This window comes from Streptomyces sp. NPDC054841 (assembly GCF_053611045.1).
On record NZ_JBSGZO010000054.1, the window covers coordinates 17,998 to 30,419 of the forward strand.

The following is a 12,422-nucleotide window of genomic DNA, read 5'->3' on the forward strand; positions in this document are numbered from 1 at the left end:
AGGCGCGAGATCAGCCCTTCGCGGGGAGATAAGGGACCGGGCACGGCAGGCCGAGGTCCGAGGGGAGCAGCGAGGCGATCCAGCAGTCCCGCAGGGTTCCCCTGCCGTGGAGGCCCGCGCGCTGGACGCCCTCTACCGTGAAGCCCGCCTTCTCGGCGACGGCGCGCGAGCTCGTGTTGCCCACAATCGCACGCCACTCCAGGCGGGTGCAGGCCAGCTCGGTGAAGGCCCAGCGCGCCATGGCCAGGACCGTCTCGGTCGCATAGCCGCAGCCCCGGTACTCCTTGGCCGTCCAGAAGCCGACCTCCCAGGTGCCCGAGCGCGGATGGTGGAGGCTCGCCGAGGCGACGATCGGGCCGCCCTCTCGCGGACGTACGGAGAACGTGTACGACGTGTCGCTGCGCCAGCCGTCCGGCACGGTCAGGCCGACGAACTCCTCCGCGTGCTGCCGCTCGTACGGCACGGGGATGGTGGGAACCCAGCGCTGGATGTCGGGGTCCTGACACGCCGCGCGGACCGAGTCGGCGTCATGCGGTGTGAAGGGCTGCAGCCGCAGACGCTCGGTGGTGAGGGTGATGGGTTCCATAGCGAGATTCTGGTAACTGTGCGTCTTCGATGCCAACACTTTTCGGGATCGGCGGCACTTTCCGCACCTCCCGTACGTTCTCCGTATGCGCGGCAGTCGGCCATGCGTCCCGGTGGACCTCCCGGCGCGGTGGGGTCCTCGCTTACGATGGCCGTTGCGGTGGGGTCCACCTGCCGTGCCCGCGCCAGTGTCCACCACGACCCAGTGCCAGGCCCGACCGGCAAGGAGACCAGCCTCAGTGTCCGTCTTCAACAAGCTCATGCGTGCAGGCGAAGGCAAGATCCTGCGCAAACTGCACCGCATCGCGGACCAGGTCAACTCCATCGAAGAGGACTTCGTCAACCTCTCCGACGCCGAGTTGCGGGCGCTCACGGATGAGTACAAGGAGCGCTACGCCGACGGCGAGAGCCTCGACGACCTGCTCCCCGAGGCCTTCGCGACCGTCCGCGAAGCCGCCAAGCGTGTGCTCGGCCAGCGCCACTACGACGTACAGATGATGGGCGGCGCAGCGCTGCACCTCGGGTACGTCGCCGAGATGAAGACCGGTGAGGGCAAGACCCTCGTCGGCACCCTCCCGGCGTATCTGAACGCGCTGTCGGGCAAGGGTGTCCACCTGATCACGGTCAACGATTATCTGGCGGAGCGTGACTCCGAGATGATGGGCCGGGTGCACAGGTTCCTCGGCCTCAGCGTCGGCTGCATCCTCGCCAACATGACGCCCGCGCAGCGCCGCGAGCAGTACGCCTGCGACATCACGTACGGCACGAACAACGAGTTCGGCTTCGACTACCTGCGCGACAACATGGCGTGGTCCAAGGACGAGCTCGTCCAGCGCGGCCACAACTTCGCGATCGTCGACGAGGTCGACTCGATCCTCGTCGACGAGGCCCGTACGCCGCTGATCATCTCCGGTCCGGCCGACCAGGCCACCAAGTGGTACGGCGACTTCGCCAAGCTGGTGACGCGCCTCACCAAGGGTGAGCCGGGCAACCCGCTGAAGGGCATCGAGGAGACCGGCGACTACGAGGTCGACGAGAAGAAGCGGACCGTCGCGATCCATGAGTCCGGTGTCTCGAAGGTCGAGGACTGGCTGGGCATCGACAACCTCTACGAGTCGGTGAACACCCCGCTGGTGGGCTACCTGAACAACGCCATCAAGGCCAAGGAGCTCTTCAAGAAGGACAAGGACTACGTCGTCATCGACGGCGAAGTCATGATCGTCGACGAGCACACCGGCCGTATCCTCGCCGGCCGCCGCTACAACGAGGGCATGCACCAGGCGATCGAGGCGAAGGAAGGGGTGGACATCAAGGACGAGAACCAGACCCTCGCGACGATCACCCTGCAGAACTTCTTCCTCCTCTACGGCAAGCTCTCCGGAATGACCGGTACGGCCATGACCGAGGCCGCCGAGTTCCACCAGATCTACAAGCTCGGCGTCGTGCCGATCCCGACGAACCGGCCGATGGTCCGCAAGGACCAGTCGGACCTGATCTACCGCACCGAGGTCGCCAAGTTCGCTGCGGTCGTCGACGACATCGCCGAGAAGCACGAGAAGGGGCAGCCGATCCTCGTCGGTACGACGTCGGTCGAGAAGTCCGAGTACCTCTCGCAGCAGCTCAACAAGCGCGGCATCCAGCACGAGGTGCTCAACGCCAAGCAGCACGAGCGTGAGGCCGTCATCGTCGCTCAGGCGGGCCGTAAGGGCTCCGTCACGGTCGCGACGAACATGGCCGGCCGTGGCACGGACATCAAGCTCGGCGGCAACCCCGACGATCTCGCGGAGGCGGAGCTGCGCCAGCGCGGCCTGGACCCCGTCGAGCACGTCGAGGAGTGGGCCGCGGCCCTGCCGGACGCGCTGGAGCGCGCCGAGGCGGCCGTGAAGGCCGAGTTCGAGGAGGTCAAGGAGCTCGGCGGGCTGTATGTGCTGGGCACCGAGCGCCACGAGTCGCGGCGTATCGACAACCAGCTGCGCGGTCGTTCCGGTCGTCAGGGCGACCCGGGCGAGTCCCGCTTCTATCTCTCGCTCGGTGACGACCTGATGCGGCTGTTCAAGGCGCAGATGGTCGAGCGGGTCATGGCCATGGCCAACGTTCCGGACGACGTCCCGATCGAGAACAAGATGGTGACGCGCGCCATCGCCTCCGCCCAGTCCCAGGTCGAGCAGCAGAACTTCGAGACGCGGAAGAACGTCCTGAAGTACGACGACGTGCTCAACCGGCAGCGCAAGGTCATCTACGGCGAGCGCCGCCGCGTCCTGGAGGGCGAGGACCTGCACGAGCAGATCCGCCACTTCATGGACGACACGATCGACGCGTACATCCAGGCGGAGACCGTCGAGGGCTTCGCGGAGGAGTGGGACCTCGACCGGCTGTGGGGCGCGTTCAAGCAGCTCTACCCGGTGAAGGTGACGGTCGAGGAGCTGGAGGAGGCGGCGGGCGACCGGGCCGGGATCACCTCCGAGTTCATCGGCGAGACCGTCAAGGACGACATCCACGAGCAGTACGACGAGCGCGAGAAGCAGCTCGGCTCGGACATCATGCGTGAGCTGGAGCGGCGTGTGGTGCTGTCCGTCCTGGACCGCAAGTGGCGTGAGCACCTCTACGAGATGGACTACCTCCAGGAGGGCATCGGCCTGCGCGCGATGGCCCAGAAGGACCCGCTCGTGGAGTACCAGCGCGAGGGCTTCGACATGTTCACCGCGATGATGGAGGGCATCAAGGAGGAGTCCGTCGGCTACCTGTTCAACCTGGAGGTCCAGGTCGAGCAGCAGGTCGAGGAGATCCCGGTGCAGGACGCGGCGGAGAAGACGTCCCTCACCAAGGAAGACGCGGTGCCGGCGGGCGCCGCCCGTCCGGAGATCCGTGCGAAGGGGCTGGACGCACCGCAGCGTCCGGACCGGCTGCACTTCACCGCTCCGAAGGTGGACGGGGACGGCGCCATCATCGAGGGCGACTTCGTCAACGGTGAGGGGGCGGCCCGCTCCGAGTCGGACGGCCTGACGCGCGCGGAGCGCCGCAAGGCGCAGAAGGGCGCCAGCCGGCGCCGCAAGAAGTAGCGCGCAGGAAGTAGCGCCACCACAGGCGTGTGGACCTCGGGGCCGGGCACCGGAAGGTGTCCGGCCCCGCGGTCGTGTGTGCGGTCGTGTGTGCGGCTGGTGTGCGTGGCCTCTTTGCGAGGCCGAGTCGCGGCCGAGCCCGAGTCCGGGTCCTGGCCGTGGCGGGGCGCTGGTGGGCTTCGCCGGGCGCACACGATGGAGTGACGGTGGCGCGCGTCGTGCATGCCTCGGCGCCGCGTCGTCGACCGCCGTCTTTCGACTGTCGTCTTTCGATCGTCGTCCCTCGATCGCTCCCTCGACCGTCATCCGTCGACTGTGACGCGCTTGCCGCCGAGTTCCACAGCCGCGCAGCGCCAGCGCAGGTCCGGTCCCTGTTCGAGACGGAAGGCCATGGCGCGGACCTGGTCGCCGGCTGCGATGCGGGCGAAGGCCTCGATGACGCCCGGGCGGGGCACGTACTCGTCGCAGTGGCGGACGACCGGCCGCAGTCCGCTCGTACGGAGCGGGCTGCCCGGGGCCAGACGTACGAGGTGTTCGTAGGCGTCGCCGATGGTGTGGCCGAGCATCCAGTGGACCGGGCGGTTGCCGCTGAGGACCGAGAGCAGGCGCTCGGCGAACCAGTAGCGGGGGAGGCGGGACCGGCCCCCGGCGGGCGGCAGAGAGGGGTGCGGGGTGCGCTGCGGCGTGCGGCCGGGGCCGCGGCTGTCGTGACGGTCTCCGGGCTTCCTACGCGTCCTGGCCGAGGTGTTGTGCATGGCTGCCGCCCCTTCGATACCCACAAGTAACTTTCGGTGGGGATCTTGTACGGGCGGGGGAGGCCGGGCCGCAAGGTCCGCCGAGCCGTGCCGAGAGGGGCGCCGAGGATCACCTATCCGGGTGACGGGCGGGCGTGCAGGGCCCGCGCCGGGCGGTTCCACGGACGCTCAGGGGCGACGCGGGACAGGGCCGCCGGGACACCCCGATGGGGGACTCCGCACGTATCCTTAAGTGCTCACCCGACTACGAAAGCGGCCAGCCATGCGCGTCTACGTCCCCCTGACCCTTCCCGGTCTCGCAGAGGCGCACAAGGCGGGCGAGCTCGGCCCCGGTCCGCTGACCGCCTACGCAGTGACACCTGCGCTCCGCGAGTGGTACGTCTCCGACGACATCGAGGAGCTCGAGTACGCCGCGCTGAGCAGGGCCGCGGCGTCGTCGCTGCGGCTGCTCGCCGGGGACCCCGGCGCGGCACGGCGCCGGGTCGTCGTCGCCGTCGACGTACCGGACAACGCCGCGACCGCGGATCCGGGGCAGGCGCTCGGGTCCGCGTCGCTCGGCGAGGTGCGGATCGCGTCCGCGGTGCCGCTGTCGAAGGCGGCGGCGGTGCACGTGGACTCCGACGAGGCCGAGGCCGATGTGGCCGCGGCGGCGGACGCGCTGGGCGCGGCGGACCACGGGGACGACGACGCGCAGTTCGTGGTGGACGGCGCCGAGGACCATGAGCTGCTCTGGTACGGGGTGCAGGAGATCCCCGGGCTCATCGGCTGACGGCTCATCGGCTGATGACTGACCGCTGACCGCTGATCGCTGATGGCTGGCCGCTGACCGCTGACGCGGCGCGGCTCGCGGGGCCGGCTGTGGGCCCCGTCCGGTTGTCCGACCCGGTGGTTGTCGGACCCGGCCGGTACCGTTGCTCGGCATGGGGAAGTACAGCGCGCATCTGGTCTGGGACTGGAACGGCACATTGCTCGATGACATCCACGCGGTCATCGAGGCGACGAACGCGTCGTTCGCGGAGATAGGGCTGGACCCGATCACCCTGGAGCGGTATCGGGAGCTGTACTGCGTGCCGGTGCCGCGGTTCTACGAGCGGCTCATGGGACGACTGCCCACGGACGACGAGTGGGCGATCATGGACGCGGTCTTTCACAAGCACTACTGGCAGCGGGCCGACGCGTGCGGGCTCGCAGCCGGGGCGGCGGAGCTGCTGACCGAGCGGCAGGCGTCGGGGCGTACGCAGTCGCTGCTCTCGCTGGCCCCGCACGAGCATCTGATACCGATCGTGCGGCGACACGGTATCGAGGACCGCTTCGTGCGGGTCGACGGCCGGATCGGTTCGTCGCACACGGGCAAGGCGGAGCACATGGTGCGGCATCTGACCGCCCTGGACGGTGTGCCGGCGGAGCGGGTCGTGGTCATCGGCGACGCGGTGGACGACGCGGTCGCGGCGGCGCACGTGGGGGCGAGGGCAGTGCTGTACACCGGGGGATCGCACAGCCGGGCGAGCCTGGCGTCGGCGGGGGTGCCGGTCGTCGACAGCCTCGCGGAGGCGGTGTCGGTGGCGGAGGAGCTGGCGGCGTAGGCCCTCCGGTGGGGTGCGGTGTGCCTCCGGCGGGGGTGCGGTGACGGTGTGCCCGGTGCCGTGACGGCGGCCGGTGTGTCCGTCCTCAAGCGCCGGACGGGCTTGGGGCGCCCGGTACCGCGGGTGACCCGGTGTGTCCGTCCTCAATCGCCGGACGGGCTTGGTGTGGCTGCTGCTTGGCTGTCGCCGTCCGCGGACCGTGGGTGGGCGGGTCGTCTCCGACCGGGGTTCGTTGTTCGTCTGCGGGCCCGTCCCTCCCCAGGCCCCCGTCAGCCCCTGCTTTGGGGGCACCCCCGAACACCCGGGCCGTCCGAGGTCCGGGGGTGAAGCCCTCGGCGCTGGATCAGCTCAGCGGTGCCTTCGCGCGGAGGACCGTGAGGAATTCGCGCATCCAGGCGGAGTGGTCGGGCCAGGCGCGGGAGGAGACCAGGGTGCCGTCGACCACGGCCTCGGTGTCCTGGAAGGAGGCACCGGCTGCCTGCATGTCGAGTTCGAGGGCGGGGTAGGCCGTGACTCTGCGGCCCGTGAGGCTGCCGGTGGCGGCCGTCAGCAGGGGGCCGTGGCAGATCTGGGCCACGGGCTTGTCCGCGTCGAAGAAGGACTTGAGGATCTTGCGGAGCTCGGGGTCGTTGCGGAGATACTCCGGGGCCCGGCCGCCCGGGATGACGATGGCGACGTAGTCGCCCGGATCGACCTCCGAGAAGGCCAGATCGGCGGGCCAGGTGTAGCCCGGCTTCTCCGTGTACGTGTCGAAGCCCGGCTCGAAGTCATGAACCACGAACTGGAGCTTCTTGCGGGCCGGGGCCGCGATGTGGACCTCGTACCCCTCCTCGCGCAGCCGCTGATACGGGTACAGGACCTCCAGGGACTCGGCTGCGTCGCCGGTGACGATCAGGATCTTCGCGCTCATGGCTACTGCTCCCCTGTATCGATTTGTCTGTATCGATTTGTCGGCCTTCGGCCCCCCACGCCAACCTGCCTCCCCCGCGGCTGTTTGCCAAGAGGGCATGTGTCGCTGTCCAGAGTGTCAAACTTCCGGCCCCGCTTTTGTACACATACGGCTCATGACGGGTCAGGGGGGCGGAGCGATAGCCTTGACCCGTGATCAGCGCGATATGCCGAGGGGGCAGCGAAGCCCCCGGCCTGCGCCCGGTACGCCACAGCGGCCGGGTGCGAGCTGATCTTCCCTGTGGGTCCGGGCCTTTTCCCGGACCGTGTGAACCGCATGGATCGTGTGAACCGCGTGAACCACGCGGACCGCGTCGCGGTCACCTTCCGGGCCCGTCTCCCACATTGGCCGATACCGGCCCGGGCATCTCTCATCCCGGCATAGCGTCGACCCCGACCGGACACCCCGCGTCGTGGCGTTGTGCCATCTTTTCCCTACGTCACGCAACGGCGCGCGACAGGAGCCAGAGGACATGCAGACCAAGCTGGACGAAGCCAAGGCCGAGCTGCTCGAGAGGGCCGCGCGGGTAGCTGAGCACAGCCCGGGCGGGGGGCAACTTCCGACTGGGTCCGACAGCGGGGACCGTCCTGACCAGGACACCCTCCTCGCCTACCTCCAGCGCTACTACCTGCACACCGCCCCCGAGGACCTCGCCGACCGCGACCCCGTCGACATCTTCGGCGCAGCTGTCTCGCACTACCGGCTGGCGGAGAACCGCCCGCAGGGCACGGCCAACGTCCGGGTGCACACCCCGACCGTCGAGGAGAACGGCTGGACGTGCAGCCACTCCGTCGTCGAGGTCGTCACCGACGACATGCCCTTCCTCGTCGACTCCGTGACCAATGAGCTGTCCCGCCAGGGCCGCGGCATCCATGTCGTGATCCACCCGCAGCTCGTCGTGCGCCGTGACGTCACCGGCAAGCTCATCGAGGTCCTCAGCGGCGACTCCAGCAGTCACGCCACCGGCGACCGCAGCAACGGCAAGGACGCCAAGCTGCCGCACGACGCGCTCGTCGAGTCCTGGATCCATGTCGAGATCGACCGCGAGACCGACCGCGCCGATCTGAAGCAGATCACGTCCGACCTGCTGCGTGTCCTGTCCGACGTCCGCGAGGCCGTCGAGGACTGGGAGAAGATGCGCGACGCGGCGCTGCGCATCGCCGAGGAGCTGCCCGGCGAGCCCACCGCCGACGACCTGCGCGCCGAGGAGGTCGACGAGGCCCGCGAGCTGCTGCGCTGGCTCTCCGACGACCACTTCACGTTCCTCGGCTACCGCGAGTACAACCTCGTCGACGGCGACGCGCTGGCCGCCGTCCCCGGCACCGGCCTCGGCATCCTTCGCTCCGACCCGCACCACAGCGGCGACGACGCCCACGGCCACCCCGTGAGCCCCTCCTTCAACCGGTTGCCCGCCGATGCCCGCGCCAAGGCCCGCGAGCACAAGCTGCTGATCCTGACCAAGGCCAACAGCCGCGCCACCGTCCACCGCCCGTCGTACCTCGACTACGTCGGCGTGAAGAAGTTCGACGCCGAGGGCAACGTCACCGGTGAGCGGCGCTTCCTCGGGCTGTTCTCCTCGGCCGCGTACACCGAGTCGGTGCGCCGCGTCCCGGTCATCCGCCGCAAGGTCGCCGAGGTCCTCGACGGCGCGGGCTTCTCGCCGCACAGCCACGACGGCCGCGACCTGCTGCAGATCCTGGAGACGTACCCGCGCGACGAGCTGTTCCAGACCCCGCCCGACGAGCTGCGCGAGATCGTCACCAGCGTCCTCTACCTGCAGGAGCGCCGCAGGCTGCGGCTGTACCTGCGCCAGGAGGAGTACGGCCGCTACTACTCGGCCCTCGTGTACCTGCCGCGCGACCGCTTCAACACCACCGTCCGTGAGCGCCTGACCGGCATCCTCAAGGAGGAGCTGGGCGGCACCAGCGTCGACTTCACCCTCATGAGCACCGAGTCGGTGCTCACCCGGCTGCACTTCGTCGTGCGCGTGGCGCCCGGCACCGAGCTGACCCACCTCACCGACTCCGACAAGGAGCGGATCGAGGCCCGGCTCGTCGAGGCCGCCCGCTCGTGGGCCGACGGCTTCGCCGAGGCGCTCAACGCCGAGCTCGGTGAGGAGCACGCAGCCGAGCTGCTGCGCAAGTACGGCAACGCCTTCCCCGAGGGCTACAAGGCCGACCACACGCCTCGCGCCGCGGTCGCCGACCTGGTCCACCTGGAGCAGCTCTCCCGCTCCGGCCAGGGCTTCTCGCTCTCCCTCTACGAGCCGGTGGGCGCAGCGCCCGGCGAGCGGCGCTTCAAGATCTACCGGCCGGGCGAGCAGGTCTCCCTCTCCTCCGTGCTGCCGGTCCTGAACCGTCTCGGCGTCGAGGTCCTCGACGAGCGCCCGTACGATCTGCGCTGCGCGGACCGCACGCACGCGTGGATCTACGACTTCGGTCTGCGGATGCCGACCCCCAGCGGCAACGGCGGTGACTACCTCGGCGACGACGCCCGTGAGCGCTTCCAGGACGCCTTCTCCGCCGTGTGGACCGGTGCCGCGGAGAACGACACGTTCAACTCGCTCGTGCTCCACGCCGGGCTCAACTGGCGCGAGGCCGTGGTGCTGCGCGCCTACGCCAAGTACCTGCGGCAGGCCGGCTCGACCTTCAGCCAGGACTACATGGAGGACACCCTCCTCAACAACGTCCACACCACCCGGCTGCTGGTCAACCTCTTCGAGGCCCGTATGGCGCCGGACCGCCAGCGCGCCGGCACCGAACTGATCGACGCCCTGCTGGAGGAGCTGGACGCGGCCCTCGACCAGGTCGCCTCGCTCGACGAGGACCGGATCCTCCGCTCCTTCCTCACGCTCATCAAGGCCACCCTCCGGACGAACTTCTTCCAGGAGGCCGAGGGCTTCGAGCCGCACGCCTACGTGTCCATGAAGTTCGACCCGCAGGCCATCCCGGATCTGCCGGCGCCCCGCCCGGCCTACGAGATCTGGGTGTACTCGCCGCGCGTCGAGGGCGTGCACCTGCGTTTCGGCAAGGTCGCGCGCGGCGGTCTGCGCTGGTCCGACCGGCGCGAGGACTTCCGTACGGAGATCCTCGGCCTGGTCAAGGCGCAGATGGTGAAGAACACCGTCATCGTGCCGGTCGGCGCCAAGGGCGGCTTCGTCGCCAAGCAGCTCCCGGACCCGTCCGTGGACCGTGACGCCTGGCTCGCCGAGGGCATCGCCTGCTACAAGACCTTCATCTCGGCGCTGCTCGACATCACCGACAACCTGGTGGCGGGCGAGGTCGTGCCGCCGGCCGAGGTGGTGCGCCACGACGAGGACGACACGTATCTCGTCGTCGCCGCCGACAAGGGCACCGCGACGTTCTCCGACATCGCCAACGAGGTCGCGCTCTCGTACAACTTCTGGCTCGGCGACGCCTTCGCCTCCGGCGGCTCGGCCGGCTACGACCACAAGGGCATGGGCATCACGGCCCGCGGTGCCTGGGAGTCCGTGAAGCGGCACTTCCGCGAGCTGGGCCACGACACCCAGACCGAGGACTTCACCGCGGTCGGCGTCGGCGACATGTCCGGTGACGTGTTCGGCAACGGCATGCTGCTCTCCGAGCACATCCGGCTGGTCGCGGCCTTCGACCACCGCCACATCTTCATCGACCCGGAGCCCGACTCCGCCGTCTCGTACGCCGAGCGCCGCCGCCTCTTCGAGCTGCCCCGCTCGTCGTGGGCGGACTACGACAAGGAGCTGCTGTCCGCGGGCGGCGGCATCCACCCCCGCAGTGCCAAGTCGATCCCGGTCAACGCGCATGTCCGCGAGGCCCTCGGTATCGAGGCGGGTGTCACGAAGATGACCCCGGCCGACCTGATGAAGGCGATCCTGCAGGCGCCGGTCGACCTGCTGTGGAACGGCGGCATCGGCACGTACGTCAAGGCCTCCACCGAGTCCAACGCCGACGTCGGTGACAAGGCGAACGACGCGATCCGCGTCAACGGCGACGAGCTGCGGGTCAAGGTCGTCGGCGAGGGCGGCAACCTGGGCCTGACCCAGCTCGGCCGCATCGAGTTCGCACGCGGCGGCGGCCGGGTCAACACCGACGCCATCGACAACAGCGCGGGCGTGGACACCTCCGACCACGAGGTGAACATCAAGATCCTGCTGAACGGCCTTGTCGCGGAAGGCGACATGACCGTCAAGCAGCGCAACAAGCTGCTCGCCGAGATGACCGACGAGGTCGGCAAGCTGGTGCTGCGCAACAACTACGCGCAGAACGTGGCCCTGACCAACGCCGTCGCCCAGTCGCCCAGCCTGCTCCACGCCCACCAGCGCTTCATGCGCCGGCTCGGCCGGGACGGCGCCCTGGACCGGGCGCTGGAGTTCCTGCCCAACGACCGTCAGATCCGTGAGCTGCTCAACTCCGGCAGGGGCCTGTCCCAGCCCGAGCTGGCCGTCCTGCTCGCCTACACCAAGATCACGCTGGCGGAGGACCTGATCGGCACCTCGCTGCCGGACGACCCGTACCTGCGGGGTCTGCTGCACGCGTACTTCCCGAAGCCGCTGCGGGAGAAGTTCACCGAGGCGGTCGACGGCCACCCGCTGCGCCGCGAGATCGTGACGACGGTCCTGGTCAACGACACCGTCAACACGGGTGGTTCGACCTTCCTGCACCGGCTCCGCGAGGAGACCGGGGCGTCGGTCGACGAGATCGTCCGGGCGCAGACCGCCGCCCGAGCGATCTTCGGTCTCGGTGAGGTGTGGGACGCCGTCGAGGCGCTCGACAACAGGGTCGCCGCCGACGTGCAGACGCGGATGCGACTGCACTCGCGCCGTCTCGTCGAGCGCGGCACGCGCTGGCTGCTCGGCAACCGCCGGCAGCCGCTGGAGCTCACGGAGACGATCGGGTTCTTCGCCTCGGGCGTCGAGCAGGTGTGGGCCGAGCTGCCGAAGATGCTCCGCGGCATCGACCTCGACTGGTACCAGGGGCTGCTGGAGGAGTTCACGGCCGCGGGTGTCCCCGAGGACCTGGCCATGCGCGTCGCCGGCTTCTCGTCCGCGTTCCCGATCCTCGACATCGTCGCGATCGCGGACCGCACCGGGAAGGACCCGCTGGCCGTCGCCGAGATCTACTACGACCTGGCCGACCGGCTGCGGATCACCGAGCTGATGGACCGGATCATCGAGCTGCCGCGGGCCGACCGCTGGCAGTCCATGGCCCGTGCCTCCATCCGCGAGGACCTGTACGCCGCGCACGCCGCGCTCACCGCGGATGTGCTCTCGGTGGGCAACGGCTCCTCGACGCCGGAGGACCGCTTCAAGGCGTGGGAGGACAAGAACGCGGCGATCCTGGGCCGGGCGCGGACGACGCTGGAGGAGATCCAGGGCTCGGACACGTTCGACCTGGCGAACCTGTCGGTCGCGATGCGGACGATGCGCCAGCTGCTGCGTACGCACACCTGACGCTGACGCTCTGATGTGAGTCAGGGGCGCGCACCATCACGG

General features: G+C 69.5%; 7 protein-coding genes. 4 read left to right on the plus strand and 3 right to left on the minus strand.

Translation table 11 applies throughout. From position 1 onward, the window contains the following. Window positions 1-10: 10 nt before the first annotated feature. On the minus strand, window positions 11-586 hold the full coding sequence (locus ACWGI8_RS10925) for a GNAT family N-acetyltransferase (RefSeq protein WP_453659823.1): 576 nt from the start codon (window positions 584-586) through the stop codon (window positions 11-13). Window positions 587-824: 238 nt separating this feature from the next. Here ACWGI8_RS10925 and secA point away from each other — a divergent pair, with 238 nt between their 5' ends. Then, window positions 825-3,644 (plus strand): preprotein translocase subunit SecA, encoded by a 2,820-nt coding sequence (gene secA, locus ACWGI8_RS10930; RefSeq protein ID WP_453659825.1) that lies wholly within the window; start codon window positions 825-827, stop codon window positions 3,642-3,644. Between the two features lie 302 nt (window positions 3,645-3,946). Here secA and ACWGI8_RS10935 read toward each other — a convergent pair whose 3' ends face one another. Beyond that, window positions 3,947-4,399 (minus strand): Rv3235 family protein, encoded by a 453-nt coding sequence (locus ACWGI8_RS10935; RefSeq protein WP_453659827.1) that lies wholly within the window; start codon window positions 4,397-4,399, stop codon window positions 3,947-3,949. A 262-nt stretch (window positions 4,400-4,661) separates the two neighbouring features. Here ACWGI8_RS10935 and ACWGI8_RS10940 point away from each other — a divergent pair, with 262 nt between their 5' ends. Both ACWGI8_RS10940 and ACWGI8_RS10945 read left to right on the plus strand, forming a co-directional pair. Further along, window positions 4,662-5,168 carry a DUF6912 family protein gene (locus ACWGI8_RS10940; protein ID WP_453659828.1) on the plus strand — a complete coding sequence of 169 codons (507 nt, stop codon included), beginning with the start codon at window positions 4,662-4,664 and terminating at the stop codon, window positions 5,166-5,168. 151 nt (window positions 5,169-5,319) lie between these two features. Continuing rightward, the gene (locus ACWGI8_RS10945) at window positions 5,320-5,982 is read left to right on the plus strand and encodes an HAD family hydrolase (RefSeq protein WP_453659830.1); all 663 of its coding nucleotides are present in this window, start codon (window positions 5,320-5,322) and stop codon (window positions 5,980-5,982) included. Between the two features lie 343 nt (window positions 5,983-6,325). On the opposite strand, the gene ACWGI8_RS10950 is transcribed toward ACWGI8_RS10945, so the two are convergent. Continuing rightward, the gene (locus tag ACWGI8_RS10950; RefSeq protein WP_453659831.1) at window positions 6,326-6,892 is read right to left on the minus strand and encodes a DJ-1/PfpI family protein; all 567 of its coding nucleotides are present in this window, start codon (window positions 6,890-6,892) and stop codon (window positions 6,326-6,328) included. A gap of 511 nt (window positions 6,893-7,403) precedes the next feature. Here ACWGI8_RS10950 and ACWGI8_RS10955 point away from each other — a divergent pair. Next, complete coding sequence (locus ACWGI8_RS10955; RefSeq protein WP_453659833.1) at window positions 7,404-12,380, plus strand: NAD-glutamate dehydrogenase; 4,977 nt, start codon at window positions 7,404-7,406, stop codon at window positions 12,378-12,380. The last annotated feature ends 42 nt before the right edge of the window (window positions 12,381-12,422 follow it).